Origin of the sequence: Variovorax sp. Root318D1 (genome assembly GCF_001424835.1) — a bacterium.
Lineage (GTDB): Bacteria > Pseudomonadota > Gammaproteobacteria > Burkholderiales > Burkholderiaceae_C > Variovorax.
Map to the genome: position 1 here is coordinate 322743 of NZ_LMCQ01000012.1, position 18310 is coordinate 341052.

13 protein-coding genes and 1 pseudogene are annotated in these 18310 nt (G+C 68.3%); 10 read left to right on the forward strand and 4 right to left on the reverse strand.

Annotation, left to right across the window (positions count from 1 at the left end; translation table 11 throughout):
- Positions 1-3: 3 nt before the first annotated feature.
- The 4 genes from ASC78_RS11680 to ASC78_RS11695 all read right to left on the reverse strand — a co-directional run bounded on the left by ASC78_RS11680 (position 4) and on the right by ASC78_RS11695 (position 5898).
- The gene (locus ASC78_RS11680) at positions 4-771 is read right to left on the reverse strand and encodes a hypothetical protein (RefSeq protein WP_055800998.1); all 768 of its coding nucleotides are present in this window, start codon (positions 769-771) and stop codon (positions 4-6) included.
- 26 nt (positions 772-797) lie between these two features.
- Positions 798-2786 (reverse strand): hybrid sensor histidine kinase/response regulator, encoded by a 1989-nt coding sequence (locus ASC78_RS11685; protein ID WP_055801001.1) that lies wholly within the window; start codon positions 2784-2786, stop codon positions 798-800.
- Positions 2783-3835 carry an ABC transporter substrate-binding protein gene (locus ASC78_RS11690; protein ID WP_082517523.1) on the reverse strand — a complete coding sequence of 351 codons (1053 nt, stop codon included), beginning with the start codon at positions 3833-3835 and terminating at the stop codon, positions 2783-2785. The genes ASC78_RS11685 and ASC78_RS11690 overlap by 4 nt, the downstream gene beginning before the upstream one ends.
- 173 nt (positions 3836-4008) lie before the next feature.
- The gene (locus tag ASC78_RS11695; RefSeq protein ID WP_055801004.1) at positions 4009-5898 is read right to left on the reverse strand and encodes an ATP-binding response regulator; all 1890 of its coding nucleotides are present in this window, start codon (positions 5896-5898) and stop codon (positions 4009-4011) included.
- A 256-nt stretch (positions 5899-6154) separates the two neighbouring features.
- On the opposite strand from ASC78_RS11695, the gene phnD (ASC78_RS11700) reads away from it, so the two are divergent.
- From phnD (ASC78_RS11700) to tagF, 10 genes and pseudogenes are all read left to right on the forward strand, one after another.
- Positions 6155-7159, forward strand: coding sequence for a phosphate/phosphite/phosphonate ABC transporter substrate-binding protein (gene phnD, locus ASC78_RS11700; protein WP_055801007.1), 1005 nt, complete (start codon positions 6155-6157; stop codon positions 7157-7159).
- Positions 7159-8214: a phosphate/phosphite/phosphonate ABC transporter substrate-binding protein gene (phnD, locus tag ASC78_RS11705; protein ID WP_200934299.1), complete on the forward strand. Its 1056-nt coding sequence runs from the start codon at positions 7159-7161 to the stop codon at positions 8212-8214. The genes phnD (ASC78_RS11700) and phnD (ASC78_RS11705) overlap by 1 nt, the downstream gene beginning before the upstream one ends.
- Positions 8215-8442: 228 nt before the next feature.
- Entirely contained in the window at positions 8443-8805 is a 363-nt protein-coding gene (locus ASC78_RS11710) for a hypothetical protein (protein WP_157634435.1), read from the forward strand.
- A pseudogene (locus tag ASC78_RS28350) lies at positions 8802-9392 on the forward strand (zeta toxin family protein); the annotation flags it as partial. The gene ASC78_RS11710 and the pseudogene ASC78_RS28350, both read left to right, overlap by 4 nt.
- Positions 9393-9849: 457 nt before the next feature.
- Positions 9850-10206: a hypothetical protein gene (locus ASC78_RS27975; RefSeq protein WP_055801015.1), complete on the forward strand. Its 357-nt coding sequence runs from the start codon at positions 9850-9852 to the stop codon at positions 10204-10206.
- Positions 10207-10223: 17 nt separating this feature from the next.
- Positions 10224-11132, forward strand: coding sequence for an XVIPCD domain-containing protein (locus ASC78_RS11725; protein ID WP_055801018.1), 909 nt, complete (start codon positions 10224-10226; stop codon positions 11130-11132).
- A gap of 136 nt (positions 11133-11268) precedes the next feature.
- On the forward strand, positions 11269-12600 hold the full coding sequence (gene tssK, locus ASC78_RS11730; protein WP_055801021.1) for a type VI secretion system baseplate subunit TssK: 1332 nt from the start codon (positions 11269-11271) through the stop codon (positions 12598-12600).
- Between the two features lie 32 nt (positions 12601-12632).
- On the forward strand, positions 12633-13961 hold the full coding sequence (locus tag ASC78_RS11735; RefSeq protein ID WP_055801024.1) for a DotU family type VI secretion system protein: 1329 nt from the start codon (positions 12633-12635) through the stop codon (positions 13959-13961).
- On the forward strand, positions 13958-17557 hold the full coding sequence (gene tssM / locus ASC78_RS11740; RefSeq protein ID WP_055801027.1) for a type VI secretion system membrane subunit TssM: 3600 nt from the start codon (positions 13958-13960) through the stop codon (positions 17555-17557). The genes ASC78_RS11735 and tssM overlap by 4 nt, the downstream gene beginning before the upstream one ends.
- Entirely contained in the window at positions 17554-18192 is a 639-nt protein-coding gene (gene tagF / locus ASC78_RS11745; protein WP_055801030.1) for a type VI secretion system-associated protein TagF, read from the forward strand. The genes tssM and tagF overlap by 4 nt, the downstream gene beginning before the upstream one ends.
- Positions 18193-18310 lie beyond the last annotated feature (118 nt).

Sequence of the window (18310 nt, forward strand, 5' to 3'; positions counted from 1 at the left end):
GGGCTAGCCCGCAGCGCCGAAGCGGCCCGTGTAGGTGCGCAGGCCCTGGTGCGCCAGGTCGGACTGCGCATCGATGTGGACCTTGCCGCCCAGCGCCTGCCAGCGACGGCAGAACGCATAGTCCTCGCTCAGGTAGCGGCCATTGCCGGGCTCGGCCAGCAGGTCGAAGAACCGGTAGTGCGGCCACGCTTGCGCCGCGGCATCGCGCGACGGCTCGGGCGTGTAGCGCAGGTCGGGCCGGGCTTCGGCCAGGCGCTCGAACACCGAGCGCGCGATCAGCATGAAACCCGTGGGCGCGTCGAGCACCTCGACGAACCCGTCGGCGTCGACCGCGCGCGCGCCAACATATGCGTTGGCCGGAAAGCGCGCATGCCGCGCCTCGAAGTCGGCGCGAGTGCTGCCCGCGGGCAAGGCCTCGCGAAGGCCGCCGGCGGGCCAGCCGTCTTCCTTGAGCGGATAGACGCCGGCCACCACGTCGCGGCCAGCCAGCAGCAGCCGCAGCGCCGCTGTGGGCTCGAAGCCGATGTCGGCATCGATCCAGAACAGATGCGTCCAGCGCGTGTCGGCCATGAACTCGGCGACCAGCCGGTTGCGTGCGCGCGGAATCAGGCTGTCGCCGTCGAGGAAGCGCGTCTGCATCGAGAAGCCGTGGGTCCAGGCAAGGTTCACGAGGCCGAGCAGACTGCGCACGTAGATCGAGGCCAGCGCCCCGCTGTAGCTCGGCGTGGCGACGAAGGGCCGGATGTCTTTCAGTGCGGCAAGGTCGAGCATCGGTGGTGGCGGTTCCTCGGTTGGGCTCAGGCCGCGTGCGCGTGCCGCCGCGTGGTGAGCAGTGCGCGCAGCTTGGCCGGTGCGACCGGCTTCGTCAACAGCATCACGCCGCCATGGCGCAGGCGCTGCAGCACCTCGGGGCCGGTGGCGCCGGAGACCAGCACCGCGAGCGCATCGGGCTGCAGCCGCTTGGCGGCGGTGATTACGTCCATGCCGTCGTCGTCGCCGGCCAGTTGCAGATCGCACAGCACTGCGTCGAAGTGCAGGTCGCCCGTGCCCAGCCGAGCGATGGCCTCGGCACCGGTGGAAACGCATTCGACCTCGCAGCCCCACTGCTCCAGCAGGGTGCGGCTGCCGTCCAGGATGACCGGGTCGTCGTCGATCACCATGCAGTGCAGCCCCGCCAGGGGCGTGAGCGCCACGGGCGCGGGCTCGGGCGTGGTGGCCTCGTCGGCACGGGCAGCGGGCACGGTAAGCGCAAAGGTGCTGCCCGCCTGCAGGGCTGAGCGCACCGTGATGCGGGTGCCGAGCAGCGTGGCAATGCGCGCGCAGATGGCCAGGCCCAGGCCGAAGCCGCGGCGGCGGTCGCGCTCGGTGTTGGCCACCTGGTAGAACTCTTCGAAGATCCGGCCCTGGTGGATGGGCGCAATGCCCACGCCGTCGTCGCGCACCTCGATGCGCACGTTGTCGCCGTCCTTGCGGCTGCGGCGAGCGGCCACCAGCACCGTGCCGCCGGCGGGCGCATGGCGCAGCGCGTTGGCCACCAGGTTGCCCACAATGCGCTGCAGCAGCGCCGCATCGCTGCGCACTGCCAGCCCGCGGTCGCTCCAGCGCAGCCGCACGCGGGTCTCCGCCGCGGTGGCGGCATGCTGCGCATCGAGCTGGTCGAACAACGCGGCCAGCGGCACCTTGGTGATCGTGGGGGTCAGCACCTGGGCATCGAGGCGGGAGATTTCGAGCAGGTCGTCGAGCAGCACGCCCATGAACTCGGTGCTCTCTTGCAGGCGCAGCACGGCGGGCCGCTGCGCGGGGCTGGCGCCCGGCAGCAGGCCGTCGATGAAAAGGCCCATGGCATGCAGCGGCTGGCGCAGGTCGTGGCTCGCCGCGGCCAGGAACCGTGCGCGCGACAGCGCTGCCTGCTCGGCCTCGGCCATGCGCTGAAGCGCCACGGCCGTGGCTTCGCGCACCCGCTCCTCGCTGATGCGGCGATTGCTCTGCAGCCGCTCTGCGAGCCGGTCGATGTCGCGCGCGAGCACCGCGAGCTCGTGCGAGCTGCCGCTGTCGGATGCAGGCGAGTCGCTGTGCGAATCGCCTTCGACCACGTCGCAGCGCGCCTCGAAGTGCCCGGCCTCCAGTGCGGCCACAGTGCGCGACACGCGGCGCAGCGGCCGCGCCACGGTACGCGCCATGTGGCGCACCGAGGCCCAGGCCGCAAGCAGGGCAACCAGCGCAATGCCGATGCCCGCCATGAGCGAGCGGCTGCGCTCGCGCGCATAGGCGGTCGTGTCGCGAAAGGTCTGCACCAGGCCGATGGGCGTTTCACCCGCCGCGGTGGAGCCCGCGGGCGCGAAGGCGCTGGCGCGCGAGGCTTCGCGCAGCGTGACCGGCGAGGTGAACATGCGCAGCTGCGCGAGCGACGATGCCTTGGGCCCGGCCGTCACGTAGACCCCGGCGCTGTTGCTGATCTCGACCCGCATCACCTGCCCGCCGCGCAGCGCGGCGTTGGCCACGTTCTGCAGCGCCGGCAGGTCGCCGGCATAGAGGCTCAGGTCGGACATGGCCGCCACCTGCCGCGCCACGGCCTGGCCTTCGGCGTCGAAGGCCGCCTCGAGCGTTTGCAGCCGGCTGTGCGTGAACCAGCCGGTGAGCGCGAGGGCGACTGCGGCGCACGGCACCACGCCGAGCCGGAACAGGTCGCGCTGCAGGTTGCCGCGCACCACCAGCTTGGGCGCGGGCTGGGGCGGCGGCGAGCTGATGTCGGCGCGCGTGCCTTCGGGCGACAGCTTGTCGCTCATCGCATGACCGTGAGCCGTTCGGCCAGTTCCCGCTCCTCCGGCAAGCGCAGGCCGAGTCCGCGCGCCACGGTGACGTTGACGCGTACGGCGGCAGGCGTGGCCGACTCCACCAGCGGACTTGCACCGCCGCCGCTGCCTGCGAGCTTCTGCCCGAGCAGCCGCGCCTGCTGCGCCAACTGCGCGGGCGTCGACACCGCCGCGGCAAGGCCGCCGGAGCGCACCAGCCCTTCGCTGGCGCCGAACACCGGCAGACCCGCCTCCGCCCCCGCGCGCAGCACCGAGAGCGTGGCGGCCTGGCTGTCGCCGATCAGGTCGGGCAGCACCATCAGCGCGTCGCTGCGCGGCACCACTGCGCGCAGCGCGGCGGCCAGCGACTTGGCGTCGGGTGCGTATTCGACCTGCACGTCCCACGGCGGGTTGCCGCCCTGCGCGGCGCGCTGCAGTTCGCGCACCAGTGGCTCCGATTCGGGCGTGGCGACCATGCCGATGCGCTGCTTGTGCGGCAGCACCGCGCCCACCAAGGCGAGCTGGTCGGCCATGGCCGGGTCACGCAGGAGCACGCCCACGCGCCGGTCGCCGCGGCGCAGCGCAGGGCTGGTGGCGCGAAGATTCTCGTAGTCGAGCCGGCTCAGCATCGCGAGCACCAGCGGCTGCTGGCCCGGCCGTTCGAGCGCGGCGCGCGCGGCCGGCAGGCCGACCGCCATCGTGAGGTTGGCGTCCGATGCCGAGGCGCGCAGGCTGCGCGTGCGCACGCCGGTATTGGCGCTGCGTTGTTCGGGATCGGCGCTGGCGGTTTCCGTGGCTTGCGGCATGTCCGCGCCGCCCGGTGAAAGCCGCATCAGCTCGAAGCGCGACCCGGGTTCCTGGCCTGCGCGAAGGTGCTGAACGAACTCCGAGTGCGCCGCAAGCTCGTCGCCCATCAGCACCGTGAGGCCGGCGGCCGGCATGTGGGCGCCGAGCAGCGCGACGCCCATGGCCAGCGCGGCGAGAGCGCCGCGGTGCAGCCGTTTCCGGAAAAGCGAGATGAATGGGTTCACGGCGACAAACATGGACTGCTTCCGCAGCAAGGGCAGTAGGACCCAATGTACGGAAGCCCCCTGCTTCGCGCGATAAGGCGGAGGGCTTATGTCGGCACCCGCCACCGCATGCCAGCGTGACGAAGTTCACAATGCGGCAGCTGCTTGGCCTATGTCCGACGGACTAGGGCCCCGCGAACGGCGCCTCAGGCGTCGGCGTTCAGCAGTGCAGCCGCACGTTGCGCCTGGATCGCCTGGCGCAGCACGCGCGGCGAAACCGGCTTGTAGAGCACCGTGATGCCGGCGCTCGCCACTTCGCGCAGCCGGTCGGGCTTGGTCTCGCCCGTGACCAGAAGCCGCGCCGTTCCGGAGCCGATGCCGCGCGGATGGCGCTCGAGCGCGGCGATCACGTCGAGCCCGTTGTCGCCGCCTTGCAGCAGCAGGTCGCTCACCACTACGTCGGGTGGCTCGTCCCACTCGTCGGCCAGCGCGAGGGCCTCGGCGCGCGTCTGCGCCGCCATGACCTCGGCGCCCCAGTTGGTCAGCACCACGGTGAGGCCTTCGAGAATCGTGCGCTCGTCGTCGATCACCAGGATGCGCAGCTGCTCGAGGCTGGCCTCCTCCTCGATGGCGCCGACAGTGGGCGCGGCATCGAGCGCGGGCAGGGCGGCCGGTGCCGAACGCACCAGCACGCGCACGCAGGTGCCCTTGTGCGGCCGGGAGGTCAGTTCCACGCGGGTGTTGAGCAAGTCGGCCAGGCGCTGCACGGTGGCCAGTCCCAGGCCCATGCCGCGCTGGCCGCGGGGCGCCTGACGGCCGGTGCCTTCCACCTGATAGAACTCTTCGAACACCCGCGCCTGGTGCTGCACCGCAATGCCCACGCCGGTGTCGACCACGTCGATGCGAACGCCCCGGCCGCGCCGCCGGGCGCCGATCAGCACGCCGCCGTCGATGGTGTGGCGCAGCGAGTTCGACACCAGGTTATTGAGAATGCGCGAGAGCATCACGTAGTCGCAGCGCACCCAGAGGTCGGTCTTGCGCGCCACCAGGCGCAGGCCCTGCTGCTCGGCCACAGGGCGGAAGTTGCGGCTGATCTCGTCGAACAGCTGGTCCAGTGGAAAGTCGGCCCACTGCGGCTGCAGCACGCCGGCATCCAGCTGCGAGAGGTTGAGCAGTTCCGAGAACAGCCGGTCGAGCGAATCCACGCATTCGCGAATGTGGCCGATTCGCTGCAGGCGCACGGGATCGGTCTCGCCGTTGGCCAGGCCGTCGGAGAACAGCGTGAGCGCATGCAGCGGCTGGCGCAGGTCGTGGCTGGCCGCGGCCAAGAGGCGAGTCTTGGCCTGGCTCGCAACTTCGAGTTGCTGGTTCTTGCGCGCCAGTTCGGCCGTAGCCTCGCTGATGCGGCTTTGCAGCAGCCGGTGGCTTTCGGCCAGCGCGCGCGCCGCCTGGTTGAATCCATGCTGCAGATGGCGCACTTCGGAGGTGCCTTCGATGGCCACGCTCGCGGCCTCGCCGGCGCCCAGGCGGTCGACCGCCTTGCCCAGCGCACGGATCGGCTCGCTGATGCGCCGCGCCGCCCACCAGCCCGCCAGGCCCACGCCCACCAGGCTGATGGCCAGCACCAGCACCACGTTGAGCCACACCGAGCGCCGCGCATGCTGCACGGCGTCCAGGCTCATCTCGACCATCACCTTGCCGTTCTGCTTGCCCTCTTCGCTCACGATAGGCACCACCACCTGCAGGCCCTCGCTGCGGGCCCGATCGACGGTTTCGGAGTTGGCCACGATCTCGCCGTCGTCCGACCAGATCTGCACCTGCTGCACGTGAGGCTGGTAGGTGCCCGACTGGGCGGTGCGCTGCAGGATGCGCCGGTCCATGCGCACCAGCGGGGCCTGCGCCGCCGTGGCCACCTGCAGCGCCACCGTCTGGGCATTGGCGCGCATCAGCTCGGTCAGGTTGTCCAGGTGCTGGCGGGTGAGCACGGCAATAGCTGCCAGCGTGGCCGCAGTGGCAGGCACCAGCGCAAGCAGGATCAACTGCTGCGCGAAGGTGAGGCGGGCGAGCCCCCGCAGGACGTGGAAGTTCCAGTTCATGGGGGCATTGGCGGCATGGCAGTCAAGCTTAGGAGGCTGGCTTCGCGAGCGAAAGATGGGAAAAACATCACGAAAATAACCCGTATCTAGTATCTAATTGCGTCGCTCACCGATGTTAGACCCGCTGGTACGCAGCGGCCCCATGTCTCCGTGTCAAAAAATGCAGGCCTCCATACGCAGCGTCCGGAAGGCATCCGGCGCTCCTGACGCGTTTCGCGCCTCCCGCCCTTGCGCGAGGTTCAGTCGTGCCGCTGCCGTGGTGCGCCGCGGCGCCGCCTTGTTGACCCTGCTCGCCGTCCTCCCGCTGATGGCCGCGGCCCAGCCCGCACTGCAGCCGGATGCGCCGGTGCGCTTCGGCATCCTGCCGCTCGGCGGCGCCTTCGAGTCGCGCAGCGACTGGGATCCACTCCTGGCCGAACTGAGCCGCGCCATTGCACGACCGGTGAGCGTGCTGTCGGTCAACTCGTATGAAGCGCTCGAGCAGGCCATTCAGCGCGACGAGGTCGACATGGCATTCCTGTCCGGCAAGATGGCGCTCGACGCCGTCACCCAGCGACGCATGAAGGTCGTGGCGCAGGTGGTGCGGCACGACGGGCTGCCCGGCTACCGCGCGTTGCTGCTGACTCGCAAGACGCCGCCTTTCAATTCGAAGAAGAGCTTGCTCGGCGAGCCGGAGCGCTGGCGCCTCGCGCGCGGGGAACGGCAGTCGGTGTCGGGCTTCATCGTGCCGCAGCTGCAATTCTTCCTGCCCAACCACATCGCGATGGAAACGCGCTTCCTGAGCGAGATCGTGGGCACCCACCAGACCACCGCGCTGGCCGTGGCCAACAACGAAGCCGACGTGGCCACCAACAACACGGCCGACTTCGAACGCTTCAAGCTGCGCTTCCCGGCCGAGGCGCAGCGGCTGCAGGTGCTCTGGGAATCCGAGCTCATTCCGCATGCGCAGATCGTGGTGCGGCGCGAATATCCGCCCGAGCTGCGCAGCAGCGTGCAGGCCTTTCTTGTCAGCTACGGCCGCGCCAAGGGTCCGCGTGGCGATGCCGAGCGCCTGGTGCTCAAGTCGCTGCATGACCTGGCCGGTTTCGTGGCCGCGGACAACAGCTCGCTGCAGCCGGCCGCCAAGCTCGCCTACCAGCTGGCCAGGCAGAACGCCATGACGGCGCAATGGGTCAACGACGCGGCGCGCAAGGCGCGGCTGCATCGCATCGAAACCAGCTACGCGGAGCAGGTCACCGTCTTGCGGGATCTGTCGCCCTGATGTTGCCCATGGCGTTGTCGCGCGTCCTCCGGCTGTTCGCGGTGGCGCTGGCGCTGGCCGTTGCGGCCGCCGGTTCGCTGGCGCAGGGCGGTGCGGTAGGCGCTCACAAGGGCGCGGCGCCGGTCGCGTCGATCCGCTTCGGCGTGCTGCCGCTCGGCGGCACGGTCGAATCGCGCGCCTTGTGGATGCCGCTCCTGGCCGACATGAGCCAGGCCATCGGCGTGCCAGTGAACGCTTATTCGGTAGCGTCCTACGAAGAGCTCGACCGCGCCATCAAGCGCGACGAGATCGACATGGCTTTTCTGTCGGCCAAGATGGCGCTCGATGCCGTGATGCAGCAGCGCATGAAAGTGGTGGCCCAGATCGCGCGCCGCCCCGGCATGCCGACGCATCGCGCGGTGCTGCTGACGCGCAAGACCGGCGTGCCCAACACGCTGGAAGCCGTGCTGACGGAACCCGAGCGCTGGCGGCTCGCGCGCGGCGACAGCCGCTCGGTGACGGGCTTCCTCATTCCGCAGAGCCAGCTCTTCCTGCCGCGCAACATCGAGCTGGAGACACGCTTTCGCGGCGAGGTCGTCGGCAACCACCAGGCCACCGCGCTCGCCGTGGCCAATGGCGACGCCGACGCGGCCACCAACAACACCACCGACTTCGAGCGCTTCAAGGAACAGTTCCCGGTCGAGGCCGCACGGCTTCACATCGTGTGGGAGTCCGAGCCCCCGCCCGGCGCGCAGATGGTGGTGCGGCGCGCCTATCCGGCCGAGTTCCAGGCCCGGCTGCAAGCCTTCCTTGTCGGCTACGGCCAAGGCAAGGGCCCGCGCGCGGAAGCCGAGCGCGAAGTGCTCAAAACGCTGCGCGCGGCCTACGGCTACGCCACGGCCGACGACAGCGCGCTGCTGCCGGAGGCCATGCTCGAATACCAGCTCGGCAAACAGCGCGCCATGGCCGCCGCGTGGGTCAACGAGGCCGCGCGCGAGCAGCGCCTGCGGCGCGTCGAGCAGACTTACAAGGAACAGGTCGAGAGATTGCGTGCGGCTTCTACCGCCGCCCGCTGAGCGAGGTGTGCGGTAGTTGGCTGGATAGCGCCGTTGACGGCATCGGACTTATCGGGGGTCTGGAACCTGCTCGTGCCAATGAACGATTGATCGTGATCGTGAAATCCATCCGCGCAACGCGACTGGCGGGCAGGCAATGAGATCGAGCAGTGTCTTCTCAGAGGTACGCTTGATCGTCACACATCCATCAATAAAACAGCCGCGCCAATGAGTGAGCAAAGGGAAACCATGATCTGGACACATTCCATTCCCCAGCCTCCCGTGCCGCAATTCCTGCGCGAGATGCTCAAGGACTATCCGGAGATCATTCAGGACATTCAAGACGGCCTGAATGAGATCGTGGCCAAGTATCTTGAGAGAAAGTGGGGCACTCCTTTCAACGAAGTCTCGGAGGAGCTTGAAAGTGCTCTCAGCCACCACCGTTTCGAAGCCTCTGAAGCCCTCAAGGAAGCCGAGCAAACCGGCGATTCGCAGGCGATTTACAAGGCCAAGATAAAGGGCGATGCGGTGTCGGAGGCATACCACGTAGGAGGAGCCGATTTCGACGAGCTGCAAAACTACTTCGAAACCTACAGGGGGATGTTCGAATGAGCGACCCCACCGGCAAACTCGATCCCGAGACCCACCGCCGTATTTTTACGGACACTGTGGTGCCTGGAAGCGCTCTACCTAGAACATCCCCGCAGGCACAGCCTCACGCTATCGTTCTGGCGGGCCAGCCAGGCGCCGGCAAGGGCAACCTTGTAAATGCCGCAGAGAAAGAGTTTTCCAAGAACATCGTCCCCATCGACCCCGATGCACAGCGCAAATTTCACCCTGACTTCAAGGAGTTGCGCGAAACCTACCCCTACACCTGGTCCGGCCACACGCGCCACGACGCGAGCCGCTGGGCCGGCGAGCTGCGCGATGCGGCCGTCGCAGGGAGACGCAACCTGATCGTCGACACCACATTGGGTCATGCAGACGGTGCCATCCAGACCATCAAAGGATTGCAGGCCAAGGGCTACAGCGTTGAGGTGCGCGCCGTCGCCACGCACCGGCTGGAGAGCGAAATTGGCGTCGATCGGCGTTTCACGGCCGACTTGGAACGGCGAGGCTATGGCCGTCACGTCCCCGGCGACTTTCATGACGCCGCCTACAAGGCCCTGCCAGCTAACCTCGACAAGGTGCACGAGCAAACCGGCGCCCGCATCCGCATTTACAACCGCGAAGGCGCGCAGCTGTACGACAGCCACACCAGCCCTTTGGAGCCCAGTGTCGCTTTGGAGCAGGCGCGCGAGGCCCGCATGGCCGATCCCAAGATCACGCGCAGTACGGCGGAGCGCGCACGTGAGCAGCAGGACTTCCATAGAAGCTTGCCCGACACCCTCGAACGCAACCCCAAGATCAACTTGGAGACAGCGAAGAACCTCCCGCCCGAACGCCAGGCGCAGGGCGTGGTGCCCAGAGTCGAGCGCACCGCCACCGAAACCACTGCCGTCGACCGCAGCGTTCGCATCGAGCCCCGGGGCCGCTCGTGTTGCACTCGGCCTGAAGGTCATCGGCACCGCCGCCCTGGCCCACGACGCCGTCACCACCGGCCTGGACACGAAGAACCTGCTCGACCAGGGCAATGTCACTGGTGCCCAGTCACAGGTGCTGCATTTCGCGGGCCGCAACCTCGGCATGGTCGGTGGTGCCATGGCCGTAGGCTCGGCTGCGGCGGCGGCCGGCATCGAGACCGGGCCCGGGGCCCTTGCCGCGGGCCTGGCCGGTGGCCTCGTTGGTGCCGTGGCCGGCAACAAGATCATGGATGCCGTGGACCAATCGCGCATCTATACCCACCGCGGCAGCGACGACAACGACTGGAACCTCGACCCCGGGCAGCCCGCGCAGGGCTGGACCCGTCTGCCTCGCCCCGGTGAGTTCGGACCCCAAGGGCCCCCTGAAGGGACGGGCTACAAAAACCACCTGATGCACGCCCCGCCCCGCCCCGCCTGGCCGATGAGCTGAACTACAAGGCCAGCAACGTGGCCGTCGAGCTGGCGTTGGCCCACCCGCGCGCACCCCAAGACCCTTACAAGCAGGCACCCGAGAGCATCGGCGAAACGGTGCGCCCCGGCATCGGCGCCAGCCAGCCGTGGCTACGCGATCCCCAAAGCCATGCCTGGACGCGGCAGGCTACCGAAGCGTCCACGCCCATGACCCACGGCATGCCGGCTCAGCGCACGGTCACGGCCAGCCCGGAGCAGAGCCGGCAACTGGACGCAGCGGCCCAGCGCGTCATTGCGGACAACACCGCCCACAGCCCCCAAGGCATCGCCCAGCGCTATCAGGAGGCCTACGCTCAGCATGGATGGAAGCAACACGGCCCGGTGCCGGCTGCCGTCACCAATGCCACCCCAGCCCCTGTGCGCGAGGAGCCCAATGCCACGCGCCAGCAGGTGCCTGCACCGCCGCAGCCCGCGAGCGGCCACCTGACACCTCAGCAGATCGAGCGCATCGACCAGCCCGGCCATCCCGGCCACGACATGTTCAAGCAGGCCCGCAGAGGCTTGGTCGAACTCAATGCCAACCTCGGCGTCGTCCTCAGCGAGGAGCGCACCGACAAGCTGGCCGCCGGCCTGGCGGCGAGTGCCGCACTGGAAGGGATCACGCGCATCGACCATGTGTGCCTGGGCACCGATGGCAACGATCGCACCGACAGCAGCAAGATCTTTGCGGCCCAGGGCAAGCCGGGCTCGGTGTTTTCGAAGGTGGCCGGTGGGGAGGTTATGCCGTTCATGGACGCCCCGCTGGCGCAAAGCTCGCAAACCTTCGTCGAGAACCAGCAGCAGCGCGAAGCGCTGGACCAACGGTTCGAACAGAAATTGCAGCAAAGACTAGGGCAAGAGACGCAGCAAAGCCAGGGTCAAGGCAGGAGCGTGTCGCTCGGATAGGACTGAGCGAGCATCTAGTCCCTTCGCCGTAGCTCCAAATCCCTCCGCCTAGGCCGTTAGGCGGATTTGCCGCAGGCCCTCTGCGCTGGAAACTCCGTGCTTCTTTCGGGCAGCCCTTGCCTTTGACGGAGTGCGGATGAGTTGGCGAACAAAAGTGGTCTGGAGCGAGGGGATGCTGCTGCAGCCCCAGCACCTGCAGCAGAGCGAGCGTCATGGCGACCATGCGCGGCATGTGCTGTTGCGTTCCACCACGCCCTATGCGTGGGGCTTCGCGGAGATCGAGATCGATCAGGCCGCGCTCACACTGGGCAAGCTGGCGCTGGTGCGCGCGGTGGGCATCTTCGGCGACGGCACGGTGTTCGACATGCCGGCGGTCGATCCGCTGCCCGAACCCATCGACATTCCGCCCACCATGCGCGACGAGGCCGTGATGCTGGCACTGCCCGTGCGCCGGGCCGGGGCCCGCGAGGCCGACGCCGAAGAGTACGAAGAGCTGGTGCGCCACCGCGTGCTCGAGTCCGAAGTGCCGGACTCCAACACCGCCGGCGAGCGCACCGCCATGCTGCAACTGGGCCAGCTTCATACCCGCCTGATGCGCGCCAGCGAAGCGACCGATGCCTGGACCACGCTGGGCGTCGCCCGGGTGCTCGAGCGCCGCGTCGACAACCAGGTGCAGCTCGACCGCGCCATGCTGCCGCCGCTGCTCGACGTGGCGGGCCATGCCGTGATCCGTTCCTGGCTCGACGAACTGCTGGGCCTTATGCGCCAGCGCGGCGAGGCGTTGGCCGGCCGCATGACGCAGGGCGGCACCGGCGGCGTGGCCGAGATCGCGGACTTCATGCTGCTGCAGACGGTCAACCGCAACGAAGCCGTCTTCGCGCACCTGGCCAAGAGCGCCATGCTGCACCCGCAGCATTTTTTCGAGCACGCGCTCGGGCTCGCCGGCGACCTTGCAAGCTTTCGCGATTCGCGCCGCGTCACGCGGTTCGGCCCCTACATCCACGACGATCTGGCGTTGAGCTTCCGTCCGGTGATGGACGATTTGCGGCGCAGCCTCTCGATGGTGCTGGAGCAGTCGGCCATCCGCATCGAGCTGCACGATCGCAAGCACGGTGTGCGCGTGGCGATGGTCACCGACGTGGAGCTGCAGCGCAAGGCGACCTTCGTGCTCGCGGTGAATGCCAACATGCCGAGCGAAGCGCTGCGCGCGCGCTTCCCCACGCAGGTGAAGATCGGCCCGGTCGAGCGCATCCGCGACCTGGTCAACCTGGCGCTGCCGGGCGTCACGCTCACGCCGATGCCGGTGGCGCCGCGACAGATTCCGTTCCACACCGGCGCCAACTACTTCGAGCTCGAAACGCGCAACAGCGATCTGTGGCGCCAGCTGGAGCAATCGGGCGGCATCGCGATGCACATCGCGGGCGACTTTCCCGGCCTCGACCTCGCGTTCTGGGCCATTCGTTCCTAGCCCCATCGGGCTGACGGAAACGGAACACCATCATGACCACACCAGACCCCTTCGCCGCTTTCGAGTCGGAGCGCACGGTCATCAAGCCCAAGCCGCGCACGCCGGCCGGCACGCCGCCGCCTGCTGCCGCGCCTGCGCCTTTCTTCGGCGGCGCGGATCCGACGCCCGCGGTCGAGCTCGGTGAAATCGGGCTGCTCAATCCGTTGGTTTCGGCGGCGGGCAAGCTGTTGGTGCTGATCGGCAAGCTGCGCAACCTGGTGCAGCCGCCCAATGTGCCGGCCCTGCGCGCCTCCACGGCCGACGCGGTGAACCAGTTCGATGCCGCCGCGCGCCGCACCGGCGTCAGCAACGAGTCGGTGCTGGCCGCGCGTTACGTGCTATGTACGGCACTGGACGAAGCTGTGGCCAACACGCCGTGGGGCGTGCAGGCTGGCTGGAACAAGCAGAGCCTCTTGGTGCAGTTCCACAATGAGACCTGGGGCGGCGAAAAAGTGTTCCAGCTGCTCGCCAAGCTCGCGCAGGACGTGCCCACGCACCGCCAGCTGCTGGAGCTCATCTACAGCGTACTCGCACTCGGTTTCGAAGGCCGCTACCGCGTGGTCGACAACGGCCGCGCCCAGCTCGATCAGGTGCGCCAGCGCCTGGCCGACCTCATCGCCAAGGACCGCCCGCCGCTCGAAGCGGATCTTTCGCCGCATTGGCGCGGGCAGGGCGCGGGAACCGTGCGGCTGCGCGAATCGCTGCCGCTGTGGGTGTTCGCGGCCGGCTTCGCGCTGCTGCTTGCGCTGGCCTGGTTCGGCCTGCGGCTCACGCTCAACTACCGCTCCGACACCACCTATGCCGCGGTGTCGGGCCTGCGCGTGCCCAACCTCCAGATCGCGCCGCCCGCCGCGCCGGCCAAGACGCCGCGGCTCGCGCGCTTTCTGGAGCCTGAGATCAAGCAAGGCCTCGTCACCGTGACCGACGAGGCCGACCGCAGCGTGGTGCGCCTGCGCGGCGATTCCTTCTTCGGCTCCGGCAGCGCCGAGCCGATGGCCGCATCGCTGCCGGTGCTGCGCCGCATCGGCCAGGCACTGGCCGAAGTGAAAGGCGAGGTGCTGATCACCGGCCACTCCGACAACCAGCCGATCCGTTCGCTGCGCTATCCGTCCAACTGGCATCTGTCGGCCGCGCGTGCCGACGCGGTGAAGGGCTCGCTCACGACGCTGGTCGAGCCGGCGCGCATGCGCTCCGACGGCAAGGCCGACGCCGAGCCCGTGGCCGCCAACGACACGCCGGCCAACCGCGCGCGCAACCGGCGCGTCGACATCGTGCTGTTGTCCGAGCCGGACAGGGTCGCTTCGGCGGGAGTGACGAAATGATCAAGAAAATCTTCGGCTTCCTGTTCAGTCCGGTGCTGCTGACCATCCTGGCGCTGGTCATCGTCTCGCTGTTGATCTGGTGGATCGGACCGCTGGTGAAGATCGGCGCGTGGGCGCCGCTCGAAAGCGAGCTCGTGCGCGCGCTGGTGATCGGCGCCATCGTGCTCATCGTGGTGCTGCGCGCGCTCTACCGCCGCTGGCGCGCGCGCCGTGCGAGCCAACACCTCACCGACGGCCTCATGAAGGCGCCGGCCGCCAAGAGCGACGCACCGGTCAATGGCGAACAGAAGATCCTGGACACGCGCTTCAGCGAAGCCGTAGCCACGCTCAAGCAGATGCGCCTGCATGCGGCCGGCAAGAAGCCGGGCTGGCGCGACTGGCTCTCCATTTCCGGCGGCAGCTACCTGTACGACCTGCCGTGGTACGTGTTCATCGGCGCCCCGGGCGCGGGCAAGACCACGGCGCTGGTCAACTCGGGCCTGTCGTTTCCGCTGGCGGAGAAGTTCGGCCCCGGCGCCATTCGCGGCGTGGGCGGCACGCGCAATTGCGACTGGTGGTTCACCGACGAGGCCGTGCTCATCGACACCGCCGGCCGCTACACCACGCAGGACAGCCACCAGTCGGAAGACAAGAGCGCGTGGGAAGGCTTTTTGGGCCTACTCAAGAAGGCGCGCCCGCGCCGCCCACTGAACGGCGTGTTCCTGACCGTGAGCGTGGCCGACTTGTTGAGCCAGGGGCCCGAGCAGCGCACGCAATTGGCGGCGTCGATTCGCGCGCGCTTGCTCGAACTCGATGCGAAGCTCACCACGCGGCTGCCGGTGTACGTGCTCGTCACCAAGAGCGACTTGCTCTACGGCTTCACCGATTACTTCGATGACCTGGGCAAGGAGCAGCGCGCGCAGGTCTTCGGCTTTACGCTGCCGGCCGACGAGAACGTGCAAGCCGACGACAAGGGCCTTTCCACCGCCTTCAACCGCGAGTTCGCGCTGCTGCACAACCGCGTCAACGACGGGCTCATTGCGCGCATGCAGCGCGAGACCGACGGCACGCGCCGCGCAGCGATCTTCGGCTTTCCGGCGCAGTTCGGTTCCATCGGCTCGATGCTGTCCGACCTGCTCGACCAGGTGTTCACCGGCTCGCGCTTTGCGCAGCCGCCGTGGGTGCGCGGCGTGTACTTCACCAGCGGCACGCAAGAGGGCAGCCCGATCGACCGCGTGATGGGCAGCCTCGCGCGCAGCTTCGGCCTGGAGCGCGCCATGCTCGCGCCGCAGAAGTCGAGCGGCCGCAGCTACTTTCTCACCGCGCTGCTGCGCGAGGTGGTGTTTCCCGAGCAGCGCCTGGCCGGTGCCAACGTGAAGCTCGAGCGTCGGCGCCATGCCCTGCGCATGGCCGGCGTGGCGGCCATGACGCTGGTCACGCTCGCGCTGCTCGCGAGCTGGGGCTACAGCACGCTGCAGAACGTCAACTACTTGAAGTCGGTCGAGGCGCGTGTCGAGCCCGCGCGCCAGAACCTCGCGGCCCTGCCTTCGCGGGTGCAGAACCTGGTCGAGGTGGCGCCGGTGCTGCAGGGCCTGCGCGACATCTGGAAGACGCCCGACAACCGGCAGGGCGACGAGCCGCTGTCGATGACGCTCGGCCTCTACCAGGGCGACAAGCTCGACGCCGCCGCCATGCTCACGCACCAGCGCGCGCTCAACGACGCCTTTCTGCCGCAGATCGCCAAGCGCATCGAAGACCAGCTGCGCACCGCGCAGAAGGACAACCTCGAATACACGTACGAGGCGCTCAAGAGCTACTTGATGCTCTACCAGCCTGAGCACTTCGATGCCGAGGCGCTCAAGGCCTGGATCACGCTCGACTGGGCGCGCAGCCTCGACCGCGGCATTCCCGAAGACCAGCGCCAGGCGCTGGAAGACCAGCTCGATGTGCTCATCGCCCAGGGCCCGCCGCGCTCGCCGCTCAAGATGGACGAGAACCTGGTGCGCAGCGTGCGCGCCGTGCTTGCGAGCTACCCGCTGGAGCAGCGCGTGTTCAGCCGCCTCAAGCGCCAGCGCGCCACCAAGGACATTCCAGGCTTCAGCATCGCCACCGCCGCGGGCCCCTCGGCGCCGCTGGTGTTCGAGCGCATCAGCGGCAAGCCGCTGACCGAAGGCGTGCCGGGCATGTTCACCTACGACGGCTATCACAAGCGCTTCCAGAACGAAGTGACGGTGCTCACCGGCCTGCTCGCGCAGGAAGACCCGTGGGTGCTCGGGCAAGACCGCGGCGCCGCCGATCGCATGCGCGACGTGGCCGCCCTTGGCGCGCTGACCGACCGCGTGCGCCGGCTCTACCTGGCGGAATACGTCAAAGTGTGGGAGACGCTGCTGGCCGACGTGCGGTTGATCCGCGCCACCGGGCTCGAGAAGAACATCGAAGCCGCGCGCATCCTCTCCGGCGTGGGATCGCCGCTGGCGAACTTCCTGCGCGCGGTGGTGAAGGAAACCACGCTCATCCCGGCCGACCAGCCCAAGGACGTGGTGAGCAAGGCCACGGCCACGGTCGCCAACACCCGCAAGGGCCTGGAAGACCTGTTCGGCGGCGACCCGAACAAGGCCGCGGCCAGCGGTAAGCGCATCGAGAGCATCGTGGACGACCGCTTCGAGCCGCTGCGCCGCCTGGTCACACCGGTTGCGCCCAACCAGCCCGCGCCCATCGACGATGCGCTCAAGCTCTTCAACGAGGTGTACGTGTACCTCAATGCGGTCGACACAGCCGTGAAGGGCCGCACCTCGCCGCCGCCCGGCGACGTGGCTGGCAAGCTCAAGTCCGACGCGGGCCGGCTGCCCGAGCCGGTGCGCACGATGGTCGAGAACCTGAGCCAGTCGGGCGCGGCGCAGGCCCAGGTGGCCGAGCGCGGCAACCTGAGCCAGGACCTGCGTCCCGTGACCGAGTTCTGCAACCGCGCCATTGCGGGCCGCTACCCCTTCGTGGGCAGCAGCAAGCGCGACGTGCTGCCCGAAGACTTCGGCCAGATGTTCGGTGCCGGCGGCCTGATGGACGACTTCTTCCAGAAGCGGCTGGCCGCGCTGGTCGACACCAGCACCAAGCCGTGGCGCTACAAGCCCGTGGCCGAGCGCGGCGCCGTCACCACGCAGGCGCTGGCGCAGTTCGAGCGCGCCGCGCGCATCAAGGACATCTTCTTCCGCGGCGGCGGCCGCGGCCCTTCGATGCGGCTGGACTTCAAGCCGGTGGAGATGGACGCGGGCATCACGCAATTCATTCTGGACGTGGACGGCCAACTCGTGAAGTACGCGCACGGGCCCGTGGTGCCCATGGCCGTGCAATGGCCCGGGCCGAAGGGCAGCAACCAGGTGCGCATCCAGGTGAGCCCGCCTTCGACCACCGGCAGCTCGGGTTCCGCGGTCGATGGGCCGTGGGCGCTGTTCCGCGCGCTCGACGACGGTCAGCTCGAAGCCGGCGATGCGCCCGAAAAGTTTTTTATCACCTTCCAGGTCGGTCCGCGCAAGACGCGCTTCGAAGTGACGACGAACAGCGTGCAGCATCCCATTCGCCTGAAGGAACTGCGTGAGTTTTCTTGTCCGGAGGGGTTGTGAGCGACGCAGCCGCTTTTCCTTCTGCTTCTTCTTCTGCATTGCCCGGATGGTTCGGCAAGTTGCCGGGTATGGGGGACTTTGCGCACCGGCGCTTGCCTGAGTCTTTTCGTTCGGTGTGGGACCAGTGGCTGCAGCGCGGGTTGGCGCGGTTGAAGGATCGGCATGACGACTGGACTTCGCATTACCTTGAAGCGCCGATCTGGTGTTTCGCCTTGGGTCCGCAGGTTGCCGGCGAGGGCGCTTGGATCGGCGTGTTGATGCCTTCGGTGGATGGGGTGGGGCGGTACTTTCCGTTCACTATTGCTGTAGCGCTTGATGCTTCTGTGGGTGAGGTTCTGCGAGGGGATGCGCTGCAGGGTGCGTTGACGTGGTGGGCGCTTGGCACGCGGGCTGCGTTGGAAGGGCTTGAGGGGGATCTGGATGCGCTGCGGTTCGATGCTGTGCTTGAGCGGTTGTTTGTTGCTGCTGCTGCCGGTGATGTGCACGCTGATGCTGTGGAGTCGCTGGTTTTGCCGGGGGCTGGGGGGTCGTTGTGGATGGGCGATCCGGGCGCTGAAGGGACTGTTCGAATGGTTGTTGCGGGGTTGCCGGTGGATGGGGAGTTCGAGGCTTTGTTTTTGGGGGGTGGGGAATGACTTCTGTCGGTCGTTTTCTTTCCCGAGGCCGGGATATCCGCCCGGCGGCGGACTTACTTTCTTTTGCTTCGCCAAAAGAAAGTAAGCAAAGAAAAGGCGACCCTACTGTCTGCGTCCC